Origin of the sequence: Brevibacillus sedimenti (assembly GCF_020923495.1) — a bacterium.
Classification (GTDB): domain Bacteria; phylum Bacillota; class Bacilli; order Brevibacillales; family Brevibacillaceae; genus Brevibacillus; species Brevibacillus aydinogluensis.
In genome coordinates, this window is sequence record NZ_CP064048.1 from 528147 (window position 1) to 553086 (window position 24940).

Below are 24940 nucleotides of genomic sequence, written 5' to 3' on the forward strand. Positions count from 1 at the left end.
TCGTCTCCGTCGGCAGCGGCCCGCTTTACTGCTTCACTGCCGGGAGGATTTTCTCCATGTTGACTGTCCGCTTTTTCTCCCAGGTCTCCGGCTTTGTCTCGTCGTACTGCTCCAGGAACTGGATCACCTCTTTGGTCAACGGCGTCGGCGTGGACGCACCGGACGTGACCGCCACCTTTTTCTTTCCTTTCAGCCATTCCAGATTCAGTTCGGACAAATCAGCGATGCGGTAGGCCGGCACGCCGGCAATCTCTTCCGCCACCTGCGCCAGCCGGTTGGAGTTGTTGCTGCGCGGGTCGCCGACGACGATGCAGAGATCGGCCTCTCCGGCCTGCTCCGCGACTGCCTCCTGGCGCACCTGTGTGGCCAGGCAGATTTCGTTGTAGACCTCCACCTGCGGGAAGCGTTTGATGATCGCGTCCATCAGGTGTTTGACGTCCCACTGGCTCATCGTCGTCTGGTTGGTCACGATCAGTTTGTCGACGGGCAGATTCAGCGCCTCGATCTCGTCCACGGTCTGCACCAGATGCACCCTGTCGGGAGCAATGCCGACAGCTCCCTCCGGCTCCGGATGCCCTTTTTTGCCGATGTAGATGACGTGATACCCCTCCGCCACTTTTTCGCGGATCAGGTCATGGGTCTTGGTGACGTCCGGGCAGGTGGCGTCTACCACGGTCAAGCCCTTTTCACGCGCCTTTTTCCGCACTTCGGGGGAAACGCCGTGCGCGGTGAAGATCACCGTCCCCTTGTCAATCTTGTCGAGCAGCGCCAGCCGGTCTTCGCCGTCCAGCGTCTTTACACCCAGTTTTTCAAACGCCTCAACGACGTGGGCGTTGTGTACAATCATCCCCAATATGTGAATCGGTCGGGGCAGGTCAAAATTTTGCGCCGTTTTCAGCGCCAGCACCATGGCGTCCACGACGCCGTAACAGTATCCGCGGGGGAAATCTTGATCACTTCCATGTGTACCCCTCCTCTCGAAATAAACAAACCGTTACTATTATACCTTATTTGCCTGCTTCCCGCTTCCGTTCGTAAACCTTCAGATTATTGTACACAACTTTGAGCAGCGGCGCGGCCACACCCAGTTCCTCCGCCCGCCGCAGCAGGTAGCCCTGCAGGTGATCCGCTTCCACCGGCAGTCCTTTTTCCATGTCGCGCAGCATCGAGGACTTCATTCCGTAGCCCAGATTTTGAAACGTCTTCATCTGCTTCTCGACGATGTCTTCGTCGATCGGGGCATGCAGCGCGCGCATCACGGCGGCCGCCTCTTCGGCCAGTTGGCGCGTCAGCTCCATCCCGTAGACGGCATCGCGGATCGGCCCTACCGCTGCGTTCATCAACGTGGTCATGCCCGACAAGGTGGTGATGAACAGGTACTTGTGCCACATGTCGCGCTGGATGTTGGCGCTCGCCCTGATCGTGGCCGCCGTCCCGGCAAAAGCCCGTTCGATCGCGTCCACCCGCTCGCTTCGCCCGCCTTCCCACTCGCCGAACACCGCTTCGTGCGTCGGGCTGGTCTGCACCACATCGCCATCCTCGTTCAGCGTCGTCTCGATAAAACAGAGACCGCCGAGGACCCGCTCCCGTCCAAAGCGCGCCCATAACTGCTCCATGTGGGCAATCCCGTTCAAGAGCGGTATCACCACCGTCTGTTCGCCCACGTACGGAGCAATCGACTCCAGGCTGTCGTCCAGATGATAGGCCTTGTTGGACAGGATCACCACGTCAAAGGGCCCTGCTGCTTCACCTGCGACGATCAACTGCGGTTGGTCGAGATGAATGTCGCCGTGCACGCTATGTACGCGCAGGCCCCGCTTCAACAGCTGTTCCTGCCGACGTTTTCGCACGAGGAAGGTAACATTTTCCCCTTTTTCCGCCAATCGGGCGCCAAAATAACCGCCCACCGCACCTGCTCCCAAGACCAATACGTTCATCCGCATTTCCTCCCCATCTTAGTTCAAAATAGTCTGTCTCCATTCTAATAAAACGGAAGCTGATGCGATACCCCGCACTATTATGTAATAAAACCTAACATTATGCGTCATAAAACCTATTGACAGCGCAAAAATCCAAACACTATAATCGCTAATATGAAATTAAAAATCGAACATTAACACAAATTTCACCTAAGAATATTCGTCATGGAGTGATCAAAATGGATATGAAATCAGTTCTTTCCCTGATTGAATCAGAAAACATCGAATATGTTGACTTTCGCATCGTCGACCTGTCCGGCCGCCAGCATCATGTGACCATCCCCGCCTATGCGGTTGACGAAGGGACCTTCCTCAACGGCGTCGCCTTTGACGGCTCCAGCCTGGTTGGGTATAAAGGCATCGAAGACAGCGACATGGTGGCGATGCCCGACCCCGCCAGCGCATTTATCGACCCGTTTGTCGAAGCGAAAACGCTGAACATCGTCTGCGACATTTACAATCCCGACGGCACACCCTACGAACGCGACCCGCGCGGCATCGCCCTGAAGGCGGAACGCTACCTGAAACAGACAGGCCTGGCCACCGACGCCTACTTCGGGCCGGAATCGGAATTTTTCCTGTTTGACAACGTCCGCTACGCTTCCGGACCGTCCGGTTCCTTCTTCCATATCGACTCCGAGGAAGCGTTCTGGAACACCGGGAAGGAAGGGCAAAACCTCGGCTACAAGGTGCGCAACAAGGGCGGCTACTTCCCCGTGCAGCCGACTGACACACAGGTGGACATCCGCAATGAGATGTGCACACTCATGACCCAAGCCGGCCTGAAAGTGGAGCGCCATCACCACGAGGTGGCCACTGCCGGGCAAGCGGAAATCAACTTCCGCTTTGACACCCTGACGCGCACGGCTGACAACCTGCTGCTGTTCAAGTACATCGTCCGCAACGTGGCGGCCAAACACGGCAAGACGGCCACCTTCATGCCGAAACCGATCGTCGGCGACAACGGCAGCGGCATGCACGTGCATCAAAGCCTGTTTGACGGCGAGCGACCGCTCTTCTACGAAAAAGGCGGCTACGCCAACCTGAGCCAAATGGCGCTCTATTACATTGGCGGCATCCTGTATCACGCCCCGGCCCTGATTGCGCTGACCAATCCGAGCACCAACTCGTTCAAACGGCTGGTGCCCGGCTATGAAGCGCCGGTCAACCTGGTCTTCTCCAAAGGGAACCGCTCCGCTGCCATCCGCATCCCGGTGGCTGCCATGACGCCGAAAGCGGCTCGCATCGAGTTTCGCACCCCGGACTCCACGGCGAATCCGTACCTGGCCTTTGCCGCCATGCTGATGGCCGGTCTGGACGGAATCAAGCGCGGGCTTGATCCGCGCGAACTGGGATTCGGGCCGGTTGACCGCAACATCTACGACCTCACCGATGCAGAAAAACATGAGATCAAGAGCGCACCCGGCTCGCTGGAAGAAGCGCTGAACGCGCTGGAACGCGACCACGACTTCCTGCTGGAGGGCGGCGTCTTCACTCACGACGTGATCGAAACCTGGATCGCCCTCAAGCGCGACGAAATCCAACAAGTGGAGCGCACCGTCAATCCGAAGGAATACGAACTGTACTACGATCTGTAAGCCAAGCGCTCGGGCAATCCTCCAATCTGGAACCGCGAGAAACCGAATCCGCCGCAAATACAGAAGCAACAAAAAGACCGAGGCATTGTGCCTCGGTCTCAGTTTGTTTGCAGGCAAAATCAGTCATGTGTGATGGTGCCCGCTCGCTCTCTTGACAACCAGCAAAGTAGTCGAATGCGTCCGCTCCAAAACGCGACGCGGATAAGGGGCAAACAACGCTACAACAAACGCAGCCGCTCCGCCAGCTCGCCCGTCGTCTTGGGCAGGCCGGGGCCGAGCCGTTCTTTCACATGGCCGGGAAGGGATTCCCACAGTTCCAGCACGGCGGGCCGTTTGAACTGCAAAACCTCCAGGATGTCCCGACGGGCAAAGACACGCTCCGGCTCCCCTGCCAGCACAAGCCGCCCCGCATCCATCACAAACACCCAGTCCGCCCAGGCGTATGCGAAATCCAGGTCATGCGTCGCCATTACAATTGTCGTGCCTGCTGCGTGGATGCGCTCCAACTGACGGACAAAGGCCTCCGTCTGCCACGGGTCCAGGTAGGACGTCGGCTCATCCAGCAGCAGCAGTTCCGGTTCCATCACCATCACGCCGGCCAGGGCCACCCTCCGCTTCTGGCCGAGACTCAGATGATGCACCGGAGTGTCAGCCCACTCACTCAGGCCGAATGCCTCCAGTGTCCGCCGCACTTTTTCCCTGATCTCCGCTTCCGGCAGATGGAGATTGCACAGCCCGTACGACACATCCTCGGCGACAGTGGCAGCGATCAACTGCTGCTCCGGGTCCTGAAACACAAGCCCTACGTTTCGTTTGAGCGCCTGCAGATCTGCCCGCCGCGAACTGATCGGCACGCCTTTCCACAGGACCTGTCCCTTGTGCGGGCGAAAAATGCCGTTTGCATGCAAAAACAGCGTCGACTTGCCGCAGCCGTTGCGGCCGAGCAGCGCACATCGCCGGCCTGCCGGCACGGCCATTGTCACGCCGTTGAGCGCAGGCTGAGCGGCGCCCGGATAGGTGTAATGCACATCGGCAAACTCAAGCACATGCGTTGTCACGTCTCATCCTCCGATCCACCATTCCCATGCCGCCAGCAGCACGCATCCGACCAGTGCCTCCCGTTCGTGCCGCTTGGAGCGGACATGTGTTGACAGGCTGACGACGCGAAAGTCCTCCGTGAAACCTCGCGCCATCATGCCCAGGTACAGCTGCCGATACCGGAGCATCGCACGTGCAAACAGCCGGCTGACCAACCTGCCGGTGTCGCGGAGCGCCGCGCGAATCCCCTGATAGCCGCCCCTCGCGATTTGCGCGGTCCGCAGCCAGGCTGCCGTTTCCAGAAACACAAACCCCAGACGGTACATAAGCATCACCAGATCGGTCAGCACCGCCGGCAGGCCGATGCGGCGCAGCACCTGGAGCAGTTCGGCAAACGGCACGGTAAAGAGCACGAAATACAAGCAGGACAGTGCCGCGAGGGAACGGCACATGAGGGTCACTGCCCGGGCGACGCCGTCCGTGGTCACATAGATCACCCAGCCTCCCCACTGCCAGGCGGCCAGGACATTGGCGCCGCTGCTCCACCCGGACGAAGGCGCCGCTTCCACCAACAGGGCCGGCATTCCCGCGGCCAGAAACGAACATGCGAGAACGAGCCCGACCAGGTAGACGCGCCAGGGAATGCGGGCGTAGGCGACAATCCAGATGCTGATCCAGACAAAGGCGGCAATCTGCACGGGCGGATGGCTGACCAGGACGATCAACATCAGCGCCACGGCAAACAGCAGCTTGCAGCCGGGGGACAGGCGGCGCAGCCGGTTGGTGTAGGCGAGCGTATCCAACTGGTCGATCATTGTTCTTTGCCGTTGTTCAACCGACCCCGGTACAGGCCGATTGCATATCCGATAAATCCGGCGCCCAGCGCGGCCTGCACGGCAAACAGCAGGCTTTCCGTCTCGCCGCCCGGCGGCTCCACAAGCGGCTGGAACCAGGGCTCATAGTCGGGGGCCACTTCTTTGATCGCTTCTTCCGCCGCGCCGTCCGCTCCGCCAAACTCCGAATCTTTCACCAATATCAGCGGCAGCACGGCCAACAACGCCACCAGCAGCAACAGCACCCAGTTTGACCAGCGTTTCACTTACATCCCCTCCCGTTTGAGCAGCGGCAGTTGCGACAGTTCTTTTGCATTGTACGACTGCAGCCAGTTCCAGACGAGCACCGTCAGCAGTCCCTCGCTTACGGCCAGCGGCACCTGCGTCAGCGCGAAGATGCCGGCAAATTTGGCGAACGAGGCGGCGACACCACCGGATGCTGCCGGAAACGCCAGCGCCAGCTGCAGTGACGTCACCACGTACGTGGTCAGGTCGGCCAGGGCAGCCGCCAGAAACACTGCCACCCGCTGGCCGCCGTTGGCCCGCAGCACCAGCCGATACACCCCGTAGGCCACAAACGGCCCGACCACTGCCATGGAAAACGCGTTGGCCCCCAGCGTGGTCAAGCCGCCGTGGGCGAGCAGCAGGGCCTGGAACAGCAGCACCAGGGTGCCCAGCACCGACATGACCAGCGGACCGAACAGGATGGCTCCCAGGCCGGTCCCGGTCGGGTGGGAACTGCTCCCGGTCACAGACGGAATTTTCAATGCAGACAGAACAAAGGCAAACGCCCCCGCCACCCCCAGCAGCAGCTTCAACTCGGGGTTATCCTGGACCAGCCGCTTGATGGAGCGCAGGCCCAGCAGGAAAAAGGGCAGAAACGCGGCCCACCAGAACAGCGCCCACTCCACCGGCAAAAAGCCTTCCATGATGTGCATGGCGTGTCCGGTCTCCGGCTCATTCAGCAGAAAGTACATGACAAATCCGGTCACAAGCATTCCGCTCATCAACGAACGCGAACGGCTCATCGAGCATCCTCTCCCTATCTGGTTCGACATCCAACGTCCAAGAAAAAAACTCATCCGGCCGGATGAGCTTTGCGCAATGTGAATAGACGACTACTTCCTCAAACAAAACAGTCGTACTGCCTGGGCTCACCTCTCCTTTCCTCGAAGGCTGTTGGGTGCGGCAGCTAGGTAGGTCTCCTGGCTTCCAGATCATCACGCTCTTTTGCCTTCCCCGTCCGGCGAGCGGCGAGTGGCCTGTCAAAAGAGAATTCCCTGGTTACAGTGGCGGGACCGCTCGGGATTTTCACCCGATTCCCTGTTACCCCTTATCCGCATAAGGGCACCTAGCTCCGTTGTATTCGGTTTTTTTCCTTTCCATCTTGGACGTTTGCGTCCATTATAAACGAGCCCCGCGAAAGCAAAAGAGGGGAGAATCGTCTCCGAGGTGCGCTATCTATCGTGCGTCCACGCCTACCGCGTCGCTGATGCGGGCAAACCCGTCCTTCTTCAACAGCTGCACCAGCCGTTTGTTAATCTGCCGCGCAATACCCGGCCCGCGGTAGATCATTCCCGTGTACACCTGCACCAGGCTGGCGCCGGCGCGAATCTTGCGGTAGGCGTCGTCACCGGTGAAGATGCCGCCCACTCCGATGATCGGCACCTTGTCCCCCACTTCCTGGTAAATTTCTCTCACCCAGGCGGTGGACCGCTCCTCCAGCGGCTTTCCGCTCAAGCCGCCCACTTCTTCTGCGTACGGGTGGTTTTCCACCCCATCACGGGACAGTGTGGTGTTGGTGGCGATGATGCCGGCCGCCCCTTCGGCCACCGCGGCCCTGACCACGTCACTCATCTGCTCGTCCGCCATGTCGGGCGATACCTTCACCAGGATCGGCTTCGCCTTGGCGCCGCGCATCTCCAGTTCGGCCGCCTTGGCCTTCACTTCGCGGAGAATGGACCGCAGGCTGTTGGCCTCCTGCAAGTCGCGCAGGTTGGGCGTGTTGGGCGAGCTGACGTTGATCACAAAATAATGGCCGTACGAATAGAGCAGGTCCAGGCACTTGCTGTAGTCGGAAGCCGCTTCTTCATTGGGCGTCAGCTTGTTCTTGCCGATGTTGATGCCGATCGGGATGTCGGCATAGGCGTAGTCCAACAGGTTTTGCGAGGCGGTGTAGGCGCCGTAATTGTTGAACCCCATGCGGTTAATGACCGCCTGCTTCTCCGGCAGGCGGAACAGCCGCGGCTGCGGATTGCCCGGTTGTCCCTGCGGCGTGATTGTGCCCACTTCCACGAATCCAAAGCCCAGCGAAGCCAACGCGTGATAGACTTCGGCGTTTTTGTCAAATCCGGCGGCCAGGCCGACTGGATTGGGAAAGCGAATGCCCCAGAGCGTTGTCTCCAGACGTTCGTCGCGGAACTGATACACCATCTTCAGGATGCTTTTGCCCGGTGCGGAGTTTTCCACTGACCGGAGCAGGTGTATGGTCTTCTCATGCGCTTCTTCTGCGCTCATCTTAAACAGGAATTTTTTGACCAGTTGATACATCACTGCACTCCTCACTCGTTCTACTGCCTAGTAGCATACCATATTTGCAAAAGGGTGCGCACTACGAGAGAAGTACCCTTTCCCTTCGGTTACGGAAAAACTTCTGCCGCGATACGAGGATAGACCCTGGTCCATTGGCAGCAGACGGCTGTTTCGGTTCCTACTCCTCCCGTCTGCAGGCAGCCGGCCCCTCTAGCAACTAGTATCCTCATTCCCTATGCCTGTATTCTCTTAAACCCGATCTCCCGAATCGAGTAGGAGGGGGTGGTTAACCCCCGTCCTCTCACACCACCGTACGTACCGACCGGTATACGGCGGTTCACCAAGCTTGACGAAGTGTGAAATATCGCTGTATCAAACTCATCAGCCCTTGTTGTTGCCAGTAGGCAATACCAAGGGCTTTGTGCATGTGTGGGGATTTTGTTGTCCGCCACGCCCCCTTTCGGGTGTTTGCGATTTCCAGTGCTCTGTTGTGAGAAAATCCAAGCGAACGAAGTTCGCGGTACCTCGTACGAACTCGTTTCCACTGCGTCCATAGACAGAGCCGGAGCCTTCGGCGAATCCATTCCTCTATTCGCAGAAGATGGGTTTTCGCCTCGGCCAGCGCAAAATACCCGATCCATCCCATGAGGTATTGGTTGAGTTTTTGAATCCTCTCCTGCATGGCCATGCTTCGATGTGGGTTGGTTAATTGGCGAATTCGTCCTTTTAACCGGGTGATCGATTTGGGATGCAGACGTATCCGCGCTTCCTTTCCCGGAATAAAGCTAAAGCCGAGGAACTTCCGGTTGCACGGGCGGTCCACCGCACTTTTCTGTTGATTTACCTTGAGTTTGTGTCAAGATCAAAAGAAAGCTCCTCAAAAAAATCAATCGAAAATTCCCCAGTAAGAGTTATTTTATACGCCCCTTAGGGGGCGGAAACAAGGACTACTCCTTTGGGTGTTCTTCATGCCCTTCTGGTCGGAAGAAACCCGCCTTTTTCTTTTCTTTGATGCGGTAACTTTCCCCCTTGATATTGATTGTGGTGGAATGATGCAGCAAACGATCCAGGATGGCTGTGGCCAGTATAGAGTCTCCAAAGATTTCTCCCCATGAACCATACGACTTGTTGGAAGTCAGGATGATAGAGCCGGTCTCGTATCGTTCGGAGATGATTTGGAAGAAGAAATGGGCTGCCGGTTCGTCCATCTTGCGATAGCCGATCTCATCGATGATCAACAGACGCGGCTTGGTGTACATGCGAATTTTTTGTTTGATCGTATGGTTCTGATCGGCCTGCTGAAGCGTTTGCACGAGATCATGGGCGGTTGTAAAATACACCGTATACCGCTGCTTAATCGCCTCCAAAGCCAGTGCAACGGCCAAATGTGTTTTCCCCACACCGGGCGGGCCGAGGAAAATGAGATTCTCCTGGTGCTCGATAAACCGAAGGGTCGCCAGATCCCGGATTCGCCGTTCATCGATGGATGGTTGGAAACGAAAGTCGAATTGATCCAGGGTCTTGTGAAAGGGCAAGTTGGCTAGACGTGTCCGGGTCCGGATATACCGATCCCATTTTGCCGCCAACTCCTCCTGCAGCAGCTTGTCCAGAAATTCCAGATACGATATATTGTGTTTGGAAGCTTCTTCGGCGTGGTGGTGAAGCACCTCGGGAATGCGAGTCCATCCGAATTGGTGGAAGGCATCCTCAAGACGTTCTTGCAGCCCAATCATTGGAGCCTCACCGCCTCGTCGAGGAATTGTTCATACACGGATAAGTTTCGTTCCAGCACTTCAGGGGCTGGTCGGTCAACAAGTTTGGGCATTGGGGCAGGAACTCGATGTTGACCGGTTGGGCGCAGTCCTTCGAAGTGCTTTTTGTTGATGACCAGCTGCCCTTTTTGGACGGCCTTGGGATGTTCAGCGATGAGTGTGTCTCCACTGTAAATCCGGATGCGTCCGTTCTTGTCGTCCTGGACATGCACGATTTGCCCCATAAAACGGAAGGGAACGGAGTAACGGTTGGCCTCAAACGATACCAGGCAGTCGGCTGATACCTTCCGAGCATGACGGTCGACGACCGCAAACGGCGTTGGGTTCATGGGTTTCAGCTTTTCCTCATGCCAGCGGTCAACCGGCCTGACGTGCGTGGTTCCATGAATCCTCACGTTGGCCACTTGATTTAGCCACTCACGAGCTTGACGATTCAGATCGTCTACTCCCTTGAATTCCCGAACTCGCGGCCAAAAGTTCTTGCGAACATAGCCAATTCCGTTTTCGACCTTTCCTTTAGTGCGAGCGCGATAGGGCCGGCAGCTCGTAAGAAGGAAGCCGTGGTGGCTGGCAAATCGGGAAAAACGCTCATTCCAGACGGGATGGCCCTGTTCATCTCTGTCTTTCACAACGGTCTTCATGTTGTCGTACAGCATCACCTCCGTACCCCCTCCAAAATACTCAAAAGCCCGATGGTGACAACTGATGAGCGTATCCAACTTCTCATCTTCAGTGAACTCCAGATACATCATGCGAGAATAGCTGAGGACCATGACAAACGCATAGAGCCGTTTTGGTTTGCCGTGCCAGTCCACCGTAAACCGTCCCCAATCGACTTGGGCTTGGTATCCGGGATCTGTTTCAAATCGGACGGTGGTTTTGCTGATGACGGTGGGCCGGAACGGTTTCATGAAGACTCGCAGAGTGGTAATCCCACCGGTATACCCTTTTGCCTTGATTTCTTCCAGGATAACTCTCGCATTCAGGCAACCTTCCTCCATTCGGCGGCGAACGTAATCCTTGAACGGATCCAGCTTGCCGAGACGAGTGACCTTTCGCTGATAGGATTCAGGTTCCTTCTTGTTTAGCCACTTACGAATGGTTTTTCGATCCCTCCCCATTTCCTGCGCGATCCGAGTAATACTCATGCCACGTTTCCTCATCTCGTGAATCATGTAAAACTCCCCATTCTTTACCATAATTTCTCTCTCCTCCAAGGAGAGAGTCTGCGATGAAAATGGGGAATTTTCAACCGATTCTATTGGGGATTTTATCGCTGATCTTCACATTTGAGAACCCTGGTCAAGTATCGCTCCACACTTGCCTTTACACGTTCACCCGCACGTTTGGAGCGGACGTAGATGTTGCAGTCGTCCGCATAGCGGCAGAAACGGTGTCCCCTTTTCTCCAACTCCTTGTCCAGGTCGTCTAGCAGAATGTTGGCCAACAGCGGACTTAAGGGGCCACCTTGCGGCGTGCCCTCTTCCGTCGTGACACACACTCCGTTGACCATGACTCCGGATTGCAGATAAGCGCGAATTAGTTTAAGAAGGCGCTTGTCCTTCACCTTGCGGGCAACCCGGCTCATTAGGATATCATGGTTGACCCGGTCGAAGAACTTCTCCAAGTCGATGTCGACCACATACCGGAATCCTTCGTTGATGTACTGTTGTGCTTTCCGCACAGCACTGTGAGCACGGCGGCCTGGACGGAACCCGAAGCTGGAGTCGGAGAACTCTGGGTCGAATATGGGAGTCAATACCTGCAGGATGGCCTGCTGGATGAAGCGATCTACCACGGTAGGGATGCCTAGCAACCGTATTCCCCCGTCAGGTTTCGGGATTTCGACCCTGCGGACAGGAGACGGCTTGTAGGTTCCCTTCTCGATTTGCGACCGGATGGTCGCCCAGTGCTGACGAAGGTAGTCGCGCAGTTGTTCGGTTGAAACACCGTCGATTCCCGCAGCACCTCTGTTGGCCTCCACTCGTTTGAGAGCGGCCATGAGGTTGTCCCGTGACAGCACTTTCTCCAGCATGCCCCTGACGATACTCCTCTCTTCGCACACATGTTGCTAAGCTTGCCGTACGATGCTCAGCCCTTCTCTGTACCCTCGGGGCTTCACCCCTACTATTCAGAGGAAGTTCCATTTCGGAATTCTGCTTCGACGCACCGTATCGAAAGGGATTAGAACATGTGTTGACTTGATGTTCGGCCCTTCCTCCTTCGAGCGTCCTCTATCGGAGTACTATGGCCTCTGCTGACTTCTGCATGTTCAGCGCCCCTCGCGGAGACGGTTGCCAACGGTAGTAGGCGTATCATGCAGACCTCCCCGGGTAAGGGCGGTAACTTTCGTCCCATGTACCTGCCCAATTTACTGCTGCACTCCTTGGCTGTATGGGGCTTCACCTTGTTCGGCAGGCTCGCCCGAGTACAACAGCCTCAAATTGGGTTCGTGTACCTCAGGTCAGGACTTTGCCGCCGGCTTCCTTCAGATTCCGCCTCACGGCGGACACCCTTGCCTTAAGCTAACGGTTGGTACAGCCAACCCCCGTTCGGGACTTTCACCCTATAGCTACCGCCCATGCCGGGCGCACCAAAAAAACTGCCTGCCCCGATTGGCAGGGCAGGCAGTTGGTCACGGTTTTGCTGTGTCGGCTGGGATCGTCCCGGCCCGGTTAGTTTTTCACCAGCAGCACGTCGTCGATAGAGACGTACGGCAGGTTGTGCGCTTCGGCGACGGCCTTGTAGGTCACGTTCCCCTCGATCACGTTGACCCCTTTGGCCAGCGCGCGGTTGTCCAGGATCGCTTGGCGGTAGCCCTTGTTGGCAAGCTGCACAGCGTACGGCACGGTCACATTGGTCAGTGCCAGCGTGGAAGTGCGCGCCACCGCGCCCGGCATGTTGGCAACCGCGTAGTGGATCACGCCGTGTTTTTCGTAGGTCGGGTTGTCGTGCGTGGTGATGCGGTCGATCGTTTCGATGGAACCGCCCTGGTCGATCGCCACGTCGACGATCACAGAGCCCGGTGCCATCGTTTTGACCATCTCTTCCGTCACCAGGCGAGGTGCACGGGCACCAGGGATGAGCACGGCGCCGATGAGCAGGTCCGCCTTTTTCACGGCGTTGGCGATGTTGAACGAATTGGACATCAGGGTTTGCACGCGACCTTGGAACAGGTCATCCAGTTGGCGCAGGCGATCAGCATTCACGTCGATAATCGTGACGTTGGCGCCCAGACCGACTGCCATTTTGGCAGCGTTGGTGCCGACGATGCCGCCGCCGATGATGACCACTTCACCTTTTTGCACACCAGGTACGCCGCCGAGCAGCACGCCCTTGCCGCCGTACGGTTTCTCCAGGAACTGCGCGCCGATTTGCACGGACATGCGGCCGGCCACTTCGGACATCGGCATCAGGAGAGGCAGTGAACCGTTGTCCAATTGAATGGTTTCATACGCGATCGCCACCACTTTTTTCTCCATCAGGGCGCGAGTCAGCTCCGGTTCCGGCGCCAGGTGCAGGTAGGTGAACAGGACCAGGCCTTCGCGGAAGTAGCCGTATTCGGACGGAAGCGGTTCTTTTACTTTCATCACCATATCGGCTGCCCACGCTTCCGCTGCCGTGGCGACGATCTCCGCTCCTACCGCCGTGTAATCGTCGTTGGTAAAGCCGCTGCCCAGGCCGGCACCGTTTTCGATGCGAACCGTGTGGCCGTTTTGCACCAGCGCAGCCACGCCGGCAGGGGTAATGGCTACGCGATTTTCGTTGTTTTTAATCTCTTTGGGAATCCCTACAATCATGCTGGTTATCCTCCTTCGCAACGCCGTATAACGAGTTACTGCTATTGTACAGCGTTTTCAAAACGCGTTTCCTTGGGGATTCCCTTAATCTTTTGCCGCTCTGTTTGTGAATTTTCACAAACGAACTAGCGTTCCTGGTCCAACTTATCCATTTTCAGTTCCAGATACAACGCGGCGCGCTGATTCATGTCCTCCAGGTCGACTCGCAGAATCTCCTCGATCCGGCGCAGGCGGTACCCAAGCGTGTTGATGTGGATGTGCAGCCGCTGGGCGGTGACGTTGGACCGGCCGGCAGCGTCCAGGTACGTCTCCAGCGTCTCCATCAGCGCAGTCTGGTTTTCCCGGTCATACGCCTTGAGCCGGGCCAGCCGGTCGTTTTGGTAGCCCTGCTCTTCGTCCCACTCCTTCAGTTTCAGCAGGTAGCGGTAGATGCCCAGTTCGTGGTACCCGTGAATTCCTTCTGTCTCACGCGGAAACAGCCGCTTTACCCGGACCGCGTGGAGCGCTTCCCGGTAGCTTTTTACGATGTCGGGGTAGGCCCTGTAGACGCAGCCGTAACCGGCCGTCACCTGGCCTTCGCGGACGTGGGTCACCAGCTTGCTGAGCGAGTCGGCCAGAAACTGCTCGGTTTTGCGCAGCAGCTCGTCTTTCCCTTCCTTGCCTCGACCGAAAAGACCGATCAGCAGCACGATCTGTCCGTCATCCACCACCCACAGCAGCTTGTCGCGCATCAAAAGCGGGTAGAGGTACTGCTCCAGCCCCGTTCCGGCCGCCTCGATGACGCAGATGAGGTAGGAGGAAGGCAGCTTCATCTGCAGGCTTTCCGCTTTTTGCCGAATCAGCGCGTCACTGGTGTGATTGCCCAACAACAACTCCCAGAGAAACTCCTTGCGCCGCCGCTCCTCCGCCTTCCGCTTTCCCTGCCGCTGCACCAGCCGGGTCACCGCTGCCCGCGCCGCCTGTCGCAATATTTCGTCGTCTTCCTCGGTCAAGGGGCGGTTTACTTCCTGGGCCCAGATGTATCCCAGCACGTCGCTGCCGCGGCGAATCGCAATCGCCACCCGCTTGCCGAGCCCCACCTCGTCTTTTGCCGGGATGTGCACGGGGGCGTCCTTGGTCAAAAGCTCCTGAAACACCCCGTCTTTCCACAACCGGGTCAGCACGTGTTCCGGCACCCGCCGGCCCATGATCGTCGACCAGCGGGCCTGGTCGGTGCTTTCGCCGTGGGAGCTGTAAGCGATCAGCCTGTGGTCGGCGTCTTCGATCGTGATCGGGTTTTGCAACAGATCCCCGATGATGTCCGCCAGTTCTTCAATATCCGCATGTTGGTACTTCTGAAAGTAATCAGGTTGAACAGACACGGTTCCACCTCTTTGCCGACCATGTGTACGTAGTTCTATTATACCGGAAAGGTGGAACGAGGCGGAACAAAAGATAGCGAGACACCGCAATGCCCGCCCGGTAGCGATACCTGCCTGACGTCATGCATGGACAGCCTGGCCGATCCCGCCCCGAACTGCCTCCCAGAGCGTTTCGGACAGTGTCGGATGGGGCGCGATCAGGGTTTCCGCCGCCTCGGCTGTCATTTCCGTGTGCAGCATCAGCGAAGCCTGACCGATTAACTCGGTTGCCCGCGGTCCCACCAGGGAAATGCCCACGATTTCATGATAGCGAGGTTCGATCAAGACTTTTGCCTTGCCGGCTGTCTCCTGCAAAATCTGCGCCTTGCCGTTGGCCGCAAAGGGAAACTCGCCGATCCGGATCTCGCCGTACGTTTCCCGCGCCTGCCGCTCAGTCAGTCCCACCGACGCCACTTCCGGCGAAGTGTAGATGCAGCGTGGCACTGTGCGGTAATCGACGCTGCGGTCCCCTCCGCAGATGTTGACGGCGCTCACCTCTCCTTCATGAAACGCCACGTGCGCGAGCTGAATTCCCCCGATCACATCGCCCGCCGCGAAAATGTGCGGCAGGTTGGTCTGCATCCGCTCGTTCACCTCGACCCCGCGCGAAGTGACGCGCACCCCGATCCGTTCCAACCCCAGACCGGCCACCCGGGGCCTGCGCCCGATTGCCACGAGAACAGCCTCTGCGGCAATTTCGATCACCCCCTCCGGTGTACGCACCCGCGCTGTTTTCGTCGCGTGATCCAGCGCTTCCACACGGCTGCCCAAATGAACGGTGACCCCCGCTTGCCTCAATCCCCGCTCCAGGACGGCGGCGATGTCTGCGTCTTCGCCAGGCAGCAGTTGGTCTGCCATTTCGACGACGATCACGCTGCTGCCCATCCGCCCGTACAGCGAAGCAAATTCACAGCCGATCACGCCGCCGCCCACGATCAGCAGGACGGGCGGGGCGGCGTCAAGCGACATGGCATGACCGCTGTGCAGGACCCACTCGCCGTCAAACGGCGCAAACGGCAGGGCGATCGGCTCCGAGCCGCTGGCGATGAGAAAGCGGTCCGCTTCCAGCCGCTGTTCACCGTCACTCCGCTCAATGAGCAGCCGGTGCTCGTCGGTGAAGGACGCCCTCCCGCGGATGACCTGCACCTGGTTTTTCTTCATCAAGTGATGAACCCCGCTGGTCAACCTGCGCACAATGCCCTGCTTGTACGCCTGCACATTTTTCCAGTTGACGCTTGTTGCTTCCGCCGGCACGTCAATGCCAAAGCGGCCGGCACGCTGAACATGCTGGTACATTTCTGCCGACTCCAGCAGCGCTTTGGTCGGCATGCAGCCTTCGTTCAGACAAGTGCCGCCCAATTCCTTTTCTTCGATCAAAAACACCCGTTTCCCCAGGCGCGCGGCGGTGATTGCCGCCACGTACCCTGCCGGACCTCCGCCAATAATCGCAACGTTTTGCATGTGATGTCCTCCCTAAAGCAGCAGGTTGTACGGCTCTTCCAGATAGCGCTTCACCGTCGCCAGAAATGCCGCTGCCGGAGCGCCGTCAAGCACCCGGTGATCAAAGGTGAGCGAGAGCGGCAGCATGCTTCGCCGCACAAGTTCGTCGCCGACAAAGACAGGCGTATCCTTTGCGGCCCCGACACCGAGAATCCCCGTCTCCGGCGGGTTGAGGATCGGGGTAAAGGTGTCCACGCCGTATCCGCCCAGATTGGTGATGGTGAAGGTGGAGCCTTTCATCTCATCCGGCGCAAGCTGGTTTTGGCGGGCGCGATCCACCAGCGACCTGATTGTTCCGGACAGTTCTGCCAGCGACAGCGTCCCGGCCCGCCTGATGACTGGCACCACCAGTCCTTTTTCCAGAGCGACGGCAATGCCCAGATGAATCTCCTCGTACCGCTCGATGTGATCGCCGAGAAACGCGCTGTTCATGTCCTTGTGGCGGGACAGGGCCAGCACGACCGCCCTGGCGATCAAATCGGTGACGGTCAGCTTCACCCCGCAGCGCTCCTGCAGCTCGCCAGCTACTTGTTCCTTCATCCGCAGCAAGTCGGTCACATCGGCATGCATCGTTATGGTGAGCTGGGCGCTCTGCATCAGGCTGTGTTTCATCCGCTCGGCAATGACCTTGCGCATGCCCGCCACCGGAATGCGTTCGGCGCTCATTGTCCCAACCGGCTCCGCGTCAACCTGTCCGGCCGACGCGTTTGCTGCGTTTTCCCGCGCCGCCAGCGCCGCCTCGATATCCTCCTTGGTAATGCGTCCCTGCGGACCCGATCCGACGATGCGCGTGTAGTCCAGTCCAGCCTCTTCGGCCATTTTGCGGGCCACTGGCGAAATCTTGACGCCTTCCCGCGACAGGGCCGAACCTGCCGCCGGTGTCCTTCCTGTCGCCGGTGCTCCCGGCGCGGCAGTCGCAGTCGTCACCGGCTCTGCAGCCGCCAGCGAAGCGGCCGCTTCCACCTGTGCAGCACCAGCTGCCGGCACCTCTGTTATCGTCTCGTTTGGTTGGCCTACCACACCCAGCACGGTACCGTAGGGAACGACACCCCCCTCAGCTACGTCAATGCGCAGCAGGATGCCATCGGCCGGTGCTTCCACTTCCATCTCGATTTTTTCCGAGCTGATCTCGACGATGCCCTCCCCCTTTTTCACGGCATCGCCCACTCGTTTTTTCCAGGCGATGACGGTCCCCTCCACCATCGCCATGCCCAGTTTGGGCATAATCACTTCATGTGCCATGCTGATCTCTCCTCCCCCTGCTTCGACGTCACCCAAAAACGAGCCAGGAGCACCCGGCGCGGCTGCCGCACCGAACCGAATGCTCCTGGGCAAACAACCATGTACCGGTCCCGCTCACTCCCGCGATCAGGACGGCCAGCGGGCTTTTCCGCCATCGGGCAGCGATTACGTCACCGCCGCGATGGACGCGTCACCGATCAGTTCCGAGACGGCCTCCACCACTTTCTGGGGCGAAGGCAGATACAACTCCTCCAGGGGCGGCGAAAACGGCACCGGAGTATGCGGCGCGGTGATCCGCTTGATCGGCGCATCCAGTGTATCGAAGCCCTTGTCCGCCACCAAGGCCGCGATATCGGTCGCCACGCTGCAGCGCGGATTGGCTTCGTCGACCACGATCAGGCGATTGGTCTTGGCGACCGACGCGAGGATGGTGTCTTCGTCCAGCGTCGAAAGCGTGCGCGGGTCCACCACTTCTGCCTCGACGCCTTTTTGGGCCAGTCGCTCCGCCGCCTGCAGCGCCGTGTGGACCTGCTTGCCGATGGCCACGATCGTCACGTCGCTGCCGACGCGTTTGATGTCCGCCTTGCCGAGCGGCAGGGTGTAATACTCTTCCGGCACGTCACCGGTAGTGTTGTACAGGGTCTTGTCTTCAAAGAAAATCACCGGGTCGTTGTCCTCGATGGAAGCGAGCAGCAGCCCTTTGGCATCATACGGGGTGGACGGGACGACCACCTTGATGCCCGGGATGTGGGTAAACATTGCGTACAGGCTTTGGGAGTGCTGGGCGGCGGCGCTAAAGCCCGCGCCGTGCATGGTCCGAATCGTGACGGGCACCTGCGCCTTGCCGCCGAACATGTAGCGGAACTTGGCCCCCTGGTTCATCACCATGTCGAGACAGCTGCCGATAAAGTCGTTAAACATCAGTTCCGCGATCGGGCGCAGGCCGGTTGCCGCGGCTCCCATCGCAGCTCCGATAAAGCCGGCTTCCGTAATCGGCGTGTCCAGCACCCGCTCACGGCCAAACTCCTGCACCAGTCCCTTGGTCACACCGAGCACGCCGCCCCAGGCTTCGTCATCCTGCAGATGGTCCACCTGCGCACCTCCGGCCACGTCTTCGCCGAGCAGGATGACGTTTTCGTCAGCCCGCATGGCCAGCCTGATCGCTTCGTTGACAGCGGCAGAAAAGCTGATTTTTCTCGTCATGTTCATCCTCCTTTCTTAGTAGGACACGTACACGTCGGTCAACAGTTCGCTCGCATCCGGATACGGGCTTTCCTCCGCGAACCGGATCGCCGCCTGCACGGCTGCGTCCACGTCGTGCTCGATGCCGTTGATCTCATCAGCCGTCAGCGTCTGCGTGGCAAGCAGGTGATTGCGGAACAGGGCGATCGCATCCCGTTCGTTGAGATGTTCGGCCTTCTCTTCCTCTGTTTTGTACTTTTGGGCATCACCTTCAAAATGGCCGTAATTGCGGTAGGTAATGCACTCGATCAGCGTGGGACCTTCGCCTCTGCGGGCGCGGGCGATCGCTTCACCCGCCGCGCGGTAGACAGCCAGCACATCCTTGCCGTCAACGACCACGCCGGGCATGTTGTAACCGCTTGCACGATCAGCGATACGGGTGCAGCTTGAGGCGTATGTGAACGGGGTGGCCTCTGCATATCCGTTGTTTTCCGCCACGAAGACGACCGGCAGCTTCCAGATGGCCGCCAGGTTCAGTCCTTCATGAAACGTTCCCTGATTGTTGGCCCCGTCTCCGAAGAAACAGACGCTGACCGCGCCGCTCTTTTTCAGCTTGGCCGTCAGCGCCGCTCCGCAGGCGAGCGGGAATCCGCCTCCGACGATTCCATTTGCGCCGAGCATGCCTTTGTCCAGATCGGCGATGTGCATCGAGCCGCCCTTCCCTTTGCACAGGCCGGTGGCTTTGCCGTACAGCTCCGCCATCATGCCGTTCAGGTCACATTCCTTGGCGATGCAGTGACCGTGGCCGCGGTGCGTGCTGGTAATGCTGTCCTGCTGGTTCAAATGGGCGCCAACTCCTACCGCGATCGCCTCTTCTCCCGCGTACAGATGAACGAAACCCGGCAGTTTGCCCTGCCCGAACAGCAGGTGAACCGCGTCTTCAAACTTCCGGATCTCCACCATCTTGCGGTACATCCATCTCGCCTGTTCGCGGGACAGTACCTGTGCTTCCGCTTGTGTCGCTTTCATCGCTTACGCCTCCCATCGTGATTTGTCGGCAGCAAAAACCGCTCTTGCCTCCTGTCTGAATTGCAACCACCGTGCCAGCCGTTTACGTCTCGTGCAAACAGCAATCGGATGCGGATTTTTCCCTATTCCGCATATCCCCGCGTCCGCAGCGAGCGGCACCGGATGAGACACATTCCCAAATCGTCCCGTTTTGTCTCATGCGCTGTGCGCGTGCGGACATAAAAAAACGCCGGTTCACAACAAACCGACGTTGCCGTTTCGCTCCTTCAACGAGGCAAGCGACCGTTTCGCGTCTGCTTCCAGCGAGGCGGGGCAGGCGCTCATCTCCTCCACCGTTCCCAGCCCTGCCAGCACGTCCCGCACCCGCCCGACAAATGCGTCTACGCCCCCGCTCATGCCCAGTTCGCTCAGGCTGGCCATGCGCTCCGGCACCACACGGGGAAAGGCGTCTGCCGGTGCACCTTTTCCAGCCATCCGGTAAAAGTCTCGCGCCGCTTCACCGTACGAGCAGCCGCTCCCTTCCGTCAGAACAAACGCCTGCACGATGACAGCGCGCGAGAGCCGCCTCTGGGCAATCCCGCAAAATTTGAGACCGTCGATGCTAAGATCGTACGAACCGGGACAGTAGGCTCCCTCCACTTCGCCTGTTTGCACCCGCTGTCCCGTCGTGCCAAGGACCGCTCGAATCAAGGCCGCCATGCGCTCGAAATGCGGTTCGGGGGTGAGATCATGGGCAGGCGCCTGCATGACCAAAGACAGGTTCACCACCCCGCCGTCGAGCGGAACCGCCGCTCCGCCCGAGTGTCTGACAGCCGTCTGGCACCCCCGCTCCCGCAGCAGTCGGACGGCCAGCGCTGCATTCGGCAGCTTGGCGTCCTGCGCTCCCAGCACCATCGCCCGCCGGTGCCTCCAGAGATGGACCAGCGGCGGCACCGCTTCTGTTTCCCGCGCCGCCAGCCGGGCGTATGCTTCGTCGATGCCAAACGGGATTAAAACGTCTCCGGTCTGGATGGATGCGGCCGTGTTCAGCATGCGGATGACAGGCATGTCATTCATTAGGTTCCTCCTTGCGCCTACAACTGATATTTTTTCAGCTTCCGGTAAAACGTGCTGCGCGGAATCCCCAGCATCTCCGCCGCCACGGAAGCGCTCCCGTTGCTCTTTTCCAACGCCCGGACGATCGCGTTTCGCTCCAACTGCTCCCGATACGTGAGCGGACGAGGGGAAGGGGATGGCGCTGCGGATTGCGGTGGCAGACCCGGAGAACATTCCGGCTGCACCGCCTCTAAAAGAAAGCGCTTCCATTCTTCGCGCGGCGACACCCTCATCCGTTCCAGCACGTTGAACAGTTCCCGGATATTCCCCGGCCAGTCATAGGCAAGCAATACCTCCATCACATCTGCCGGCAGTTCCAGCGCGAAGCCGTTCTGACTGCAATAGTGACGGATCAGAGACGGGATGTCTTCTTTTCGCTCCCGCAGCGGCGGAACCGTGATCGGCAGCACGTGCAGCCGGTAATACAAATCCTCCCGAAACGCTCCTTCCTTCACCAGTTGACGCAGGTTGCGGTGCGTGGCGGCGATGACGCGAACGTTCACCGAAATCTCCTCCGCACTTCCGATCGGGGTGACCTTTCGTTCCTGCAGCACCCGCAACAGCGCCACCTGCATCGCATGCGGTATCTCGCCGATCTCATCCAAAAACAACGTGCCGCCGTCCGCCTGAACAATCTTCCCGCTGTAACCGCGGCGCCTGGCTCCGGTAAAGGCGCCCTCGGCGTACCCGAACAATTCGCTTTCCATCAGCTCGCGCGGCACCGCTCCGCAGTTCACCGCCACAAACGGCCCCTCCGCCCGCGGACTGCTGTCGTGAATCGCCCGGGCGATCAATTCCTTTCCCGTGCCGCTTTCTCCGTAAATGACAACGGTGCCGTCCGATGGGGCAATCCGTTCGACTTCGCGCAGGGTAAACTGAAAGGCGCGGCTCGTGCCTGCCTCTCCGCGAAACCGAACTCGGGAAACGGCACGGCCGGTTGCCTGCTGCTGGAACCCGGTGATGGCACTGTCGGTTGCCTGCTGCAGGAGCCCGGAGACGGCACGGCCTGTCCCGTGCAGATGGACCCGGGACTCGCTGCGGAGCAGTTCGATCCGGTAACCGATCAGCCCTCCGTGCCTGAGCGAGTACAGGGGAATCTGAATGCCTTCCCGAAAGCCGGATTCCCGCACCTGTTCACGGGGCGCTTCAGCCCAGCCGCGCATCGCCTGCCGGACGCTGCGGCTGGCGTACACCACCCGCTGATCCTGATTGCAGACCACCCAGAGGCGCTCTTCTTCGTCCGGCTCCTCCACCGCCAACCGCATCAATTCCAGGTCATCCCGCTGCCGCTCTTTCATCCACTCCTGCTCGATCAAGAAAGCCAGCGAAGAGACCGTGGCCATCATCTGGGGATGGCTGCGGGCCAACGGAGCGGAAACATCCACCACCCCGATCAAGGTTCCGTTTCCGTCCCGGATCGGTGCCGCCGAACAGCTCCAGGAGTGAGACGCGACGGAGTAGTGTTCCGTACCGTTGACCATGATCGGCTCGCCCGCCATGAGCGCCGTGCCGATCGCATTGGTGCCCACCTCGTCCTCCGTCCAGCGCACACCTTCCCGAAAATTGATGGCGTGCGCCTCCTGAAGCGTTCGCTGTTCTCCCTGCATGCTGAGCACGTAGCCCTCCGGATCGATCACCAGGGCAATCATCCCGACATCGCGAATAAACGGAGACAGCCTGCTGATCTGCGGCAAGGTCAACTCCAGAAGGCGGCGGTTTTTTTCCTTTTGCAGTTCCCAGGCTTCCCCCTTCAGGACCTTCCTCCCTTTTCCTTCGTACGGATTGACTTTCCCGATCTTGCAACGATGCCACGATTCCGAGATTCGTTTGTTGAGTCGCGCCGAGTCCAATACGCCTTCTTGAACAAAACGTTTCCACATGCTGAGCGAAACGCTTTCCTCAATCATGCATCCTCCACCCTCCGCTCCTCAATTCTGTCCCGCTGCCTTAACAATATATTGAATTTTCTGTTTTTTCAAGAAGTTATCCAGTTAGAAGCGAAGGTGAGAACCGAACAGCACCGAGCCACTCAAAAACGGCCGACTTCTCTACGAAAGGCGGCCGTATCTCCTTACAGCAGTCGCGAAATTGCATCCATCACCTGTTCTTTTTGAAACGGCTTGACGAGAAAGTCCCGCGCGCCTGACTTCATCGCTTCCAGCACTTTCTGACGGTGGCCGATCGCAGAGCAGATCAGCACCCGTGCCTCCCTGTCGTACGCCAGAATCTCCCGCATCGCCTCGATGCCCTGCATCTCGGGCATACTGATGTCCATGGTGACGATGTCCGGTTTCAGTTCCTTGTACTTGGCAATCGCTTCTATCCCGTTGGCGGCTTCCCCGCACACCTCATGCACGTCGCCGACCATGTCGGCCAGCATCCGCCTCATAAACGCCGCGTCGTCCACAATCAACAAACGGGCCACGCACTTTTTCCCCCTTGAACCGTCTCGCACTTTCTCTTTTTACTTTTACAAAAAACGCGAGACTTGTCCACGAAAGAAATTGGCTGTTTTTGTCGAACTGCCCGTCATGTCCGTTATCGACCGGTGGTAAAACCGATCGGCTGTTCCGCCTCTCCCGCAGTGGCCAACGGGCTGTCCGGTTTCGGATGGGGCGTCGTCTCGCCGATCTCCGGTATTTCCACCTGCGTGAACTCGTCCGGGATGTCCACCTGGGGAATTTCCACAATCTCCTTTTCCATGATATCCTCCTTTGCCCAACGTATTGCCGGTGTCATCGGCGCTCCCCGTTATCGTTCCCCGAGCGGCCGCGCCCCATTCCCCGCCGCATGTTTTACCCGGCAGGACATGCGCATCGCCACACCTGCACCATTTTGCTCCGTCCCTTCTCTTTTTTTCCAAACGGAGGATTTTTGGCCTATGTTGTAGAAGTGTGTTCAATTACGTTTGTTTTTTAGGGAGGATCGAGTCATGCCCAAACTGCAGCCGTTTTCCGCCCTGTTCGTGGGTCTGGTCATCGCCCTGCTCCTGTTGATCACCAGCCAGTTTATGACCAGCATGACACACCTGCAGCAGTTCAACCAAACTGGGAATGCCAAGCACAAGCTGCGGGTGGCGCTCCTTTTGGAAGGGCCCACGTACGACCAGGGTTGGAACAGCAGTGCGCTGGAGAGCCTGACGGAATTGAAGAAAACGTACGGGTTTTCCCTGGAAGTCGCCAGCAATCTGAAGCCGGAACAGATTACCGCCGTGACGCAGCAGTACGCCTCCAACGGCTATGATCTGATCTTCGGTCACGGTGTCATTTTTTCCGAGCCGTTCACCCAGATCGCTCCCCTCTACCCGGAGACGCGTTTCATCTCCTTTAACGGGGAAGCGGTCCACCCCAACCAGACGACCATCTGCTACGATATGAAACCGGCCGGCTATCTCGTCGGGAAACTGGCCGCCACCATGTCCAAGACCCGCAAAGTCGGCTATATCCTGACGGACAAACCGACCGAGTACAAGCAGTTGGAAGGTTTCCAGGAGGGGGTCAGAAACACAAATTCGCGCACGCAGCTAATCGTCGAGAAAGTGCCTGATTTCAACGACGTGGAGGGTGCCACCCGGGCCGCCAAAAGCATGATTGCCAAAGGTGTGGACGTGATCTACACGACCGGCGACAGCTACAATCTGGCGGTCATCACGGAAGCGCAGCGGGCCAACATCTACGCCATTGGCTACATTGCCGACCAGCGCTACATCGCCCCCAACCACGTGCTCGCCTCGTTGATTCAGGACGTCCGGCAGTGCTACCGAACCCTGATGGCCCAGTACACCGCCGGCACGCTTCCTTCCGGTACGGTCACCTACGGTCTGGCCGAGGGCGTAAATCGGTTAAGCACGTTTGGCCCGATGGTGCCGCCGGAGGTACGCGCCGAAATGCAGCAGGAATTTGAACGCCTTACTCATCATCGCCAGCAATAGGTGGAGGAT

General features: G+C 58.7%; 21 protein-coding genes, 2 pseudogenes and 1 riboswitch. Of the genes and pseudogenes, 2 read left to right on the forward strand and 21 right to left on the reverse strand.

Annotated features, from left to right (window positions below; translation table 11 throughout):
• Positions 1–25: 25 nt before the first annotated feature.
• Together IRT44_RS02625 and panE are read right to left on the reverse strand one after the other, a co-directional pair.
• Positions 26–963 (reverse strand): annotated as a pseudogene (locus IRT44_RS02625) (4-hydroxy-3-methylbut-2-enyl diphosphate reductase).
• A 44-nt stretch (positions 964–1007) separates the two neighbouring features.
• Positions 1008–1937 (reverse strand): 2-dehydropantoate 2-reductase, encoded by a 930-nt coding sequence (panE, locus tag IRT44_RS02630; protein WP_230077394.1) that lies wholly within the window; start codon positions 1935–1937, stop codon positions 1008–1010.
• Positions 1938–2158: 221 nt separating this feature from the next.
• Between panE and glnA the strand changes: the two genes are divergently transcribed.
• On the forward strand, positions 2159–3577 hold the full coding sequence (gene glnA, locus IRT44_RS02635; protein WP_230077395.1) for a type I glutamate--ammonia ligase: 1419 nt from the start codon (positions 2159–2161) through the stop codon (positions 3575–3577).
• A 218-nt stretch (positions 3578–3795) separates the two neighbouring features.
• On the opposite strand, the gene IRT44_RS02640 is transcribed toward glnA, so the two are convergent.
• The 19 genes and pseudogenes from IRT44_RS02640 to IRT44_RS02730 all read right to left on the reverse strand — a co-directional run bounded on the left by IRT44_RS02640 (position 3796) and on the right by IRT44_RS02730 (position 23703).
• On the reverse strand, positions 3796–4635 hold the full coding sequence (locus tag IRT44_RS02640; protein ID WP_171566806.1) for an energy-coupling factor ABC transporter ATP-binding protein: 840 nt from the start codon (positions 4633–4635) through the stop codon (positions 3796–3798).
• Positions 4636–4638: 3 nt separating this feature from the next.
• Complete coding sequence (gene cbiQ / locus IRT44_RS02645) at positions 4639–5430, reverse strand: cobalt ECF transporter T component CbiQ (RefSeq protein ID WP_171566805.1); 792 nt, start codon at positions 5428–5430, stop codon at positions 4639–4641.
• A complete protein-coding gene (locus IRT44_RS02650; protein WP_230077396.1) occupies positions 5427–5714 on the reverse strand; it encodes an energy-coupling factor ABC transporter substrate-binding protein in 288 nt (95 codons plus the stop codon). The genes cbiQ and IRT44_RS02650 overlap by 4 nt, the downstream gene beginning before the upstream one ends.
• The gene (locus IRT44_RS02655) at positions 5715–6476 is read right to left on the reverse strand and encodes an energy-coupling factor ABC transporter permease (protein ID WP_171566803.1); all 762 of its coding nucleotides are present in this window, start codon (positions 6474–6476) and stop codon (positions 5715–5717) included.
• A gap of 149 nt (positions 6477–6625) precedes the next feature.
• Positions 6626–6818: riboswitch (cobalamin riboswitch) on the reverse strand.
• A gap of 91 nt (positions 6819–6909) precedes the next feature.
• A complete protein-coding gene (locus tag IRT44_RS02660; RefSeq protein ID WP_230077397.1) occupies positions 6910–7998 on the reverse strand; it encodes a quinone-dependent dihydroorotate dehydrogenase in 1089 nt (362 codons plus the stop codon).
• A 319-nt stretch (positions 7999–8317) separates the two neighbouring features.
• Positions 8318–8803 (reverse strand): group II intron maturase-specific domain-containing protein, encoded by a 486-nt coding sequence (locus tag IRT44_RS02665; protein ID WP_230077398.1) that lies wholly within the window; start codon positions 8801–8803, stop codon positions 8318–8320.
• A 124-nt stretch (positions 8804–8927) separates the two neighbouring features.
• Positions 8928–9713, reverse strand: a complete 786-nt coding sequence (istB, locus tag IRT44_RS02670; protein ID WP_029099487.1) for an IS21-like element helper ATPase IstB — start codon at positions 9711–9713, stop codon at positions 8928–8930.
• Positions 9710–10927 (reverse strand): IS21 family transposase, encoded by a 1218-nt coding sequence (istA, locus tag IRT44_RS02675; RefSeq protein ID WP_230077399.1) that lies wholly within the window; start codon positions 10925–10927, stop codon positions 9710–9712. Before istA ends, istB begins: the two co-directional genes overlap by 4 nt.
• Before the next feature lie 113 nt (positions 10928–11040).
• Positions 11041–11787, reverse strand: a pseudogene (gene ltrA, locus IRT44_RS02680) (group II intron reverse transcriptase/maturase); the annotation flags it as partial.
• 640 nt (positions 11788–12427) lie between these two features.
• Positions 12428–13552 (reverse strand): alanine dehydrogenase, encoded by a 1125-nt coding sequence (gene ald, locus IRT44_RS02685; protein WP_171566801.1) that lies wholly within the window; start codon positions 13550–13552, stop codon positions 12428–12430.
• 125 nt (positions 13553–13677) lie between these two features.
• Positions 13678–14913, reverse strand: a complete 1236-nt coding sequence (locus tag IRT44_RS02690; RefSeq protein WP_230077400.1) for a PucR family transcriptional regulator — start codon at positions 14911–14913, stop codon at positions 13678–13680.
• Positions 14914–15033: 120 nt separating this feature from the next.
• A complete protein-coding gene (lpdA, locus tag IRT44_RS02695) occupies positions 15034–16413 on the reverse strand; it encodes a dihydrolipoyl dehydrogenase (RefSeq protein ID WP_230077401.1) in 1380 nt (459 codons plus the stop codon).
• Positions 16414–16425: 12 nt separating this feature from the next.
• Complete coding sequence (locus IRT44_RS02700; protein ID WP_171566798.1) at positions 16426–17694, reverse strand: dihydrolipoamide acetyltransferase family protein; 1269 nt, start codon at positions 17692–17694, stop codon at positions 16426–16428.
• A 165-nt stretch (positions 17695–17859) separates the two neighbouring features.
• Positions 17860–18897: an alpha-ketoacid dehydrogenase subunit beta gene (locus IRT44_RS02705; RefSeq protein WP_230077402.1), complete on the reverse strand. Its 1038-nt coding sequence runs from the start codon at positions 18895–18897 to the stop codon at positions 17860–17862.
• 15 nt (positions 18898–18912) lie between these two features.
• Positions 18913–19905 (reverse strand): thiamine pyrophosphate-dependent dehydrogenase E1 component subunit alpha, encoded by a 993-nt coding sequence (locus IRT44_RS02710; protein WP_230077403.1) that lies wholly within the window; start codon positions 19903–19905, stop codon positions 18913–18915.
• 234 nt (positions 19906–20139) lie between these two features.
• The gene (locus IRT44_RS02715; RefSeq protein WP_230077404.1) at positions 20140–20961 is read right to left on the reverse strand and encodes a lipoate--protein ligase family protein; all 822 of its coding nucleotides are present in this window, start codon (positions 20959–20961) and stop codon (positions 20140–20142) included.
• Positions 20962–20978: 17 nt separating this feature from the next.
• Complete coding sequence (locus IRT44_RS02720; protein WP_230077405.1) at positions 20979–22907, reverse strand: sigma-54-dependent Fis family transcriptional regulator; 1929 nt, start codon at positions 22905–22907, stop codon at positions 20979–20981.
• A 164-nt stretch (positions 22908–23071) separates the two neighbouring features.
• On the reverse strand, positions 23072–23425 hold the full coding sequence (locus tag IRT44_RS02725) for a response regulator (protein ID WP_171566793.1): 354 nt from the start codon (positions 23423–23425) through the stop codon (positions 23072–23074).
• 113 nt (positions 23426–23538) lie between these two features.
• Complete coding sequence (locus IRT44_RS02730; protein WP_171566792.1) at positions 23539–23703, reverse strand: hypothetical protein; 165 nt, start codon at positions 23701–23703, stop codon at positions 23539–23541.
• A gap of 229 nt (positions 23704–23932) precedes the next feature.
• Between IRT44_RS02730 and IRT44_RS02735 the strand changes: the two genes are divergently transcribed.
• Positions 23933–24931, forward strand: coding sequence for a BMP family ABC transporter substrate-binding protein (locus tag IRT44_RS02735; RefSeq protein WP_171566791.1), 999 nt, complete (start codon positions 23933–23935; stop codon positions 24929–24931).
• Positions 24932–24940: the final 9 nt, after the last annotated feature.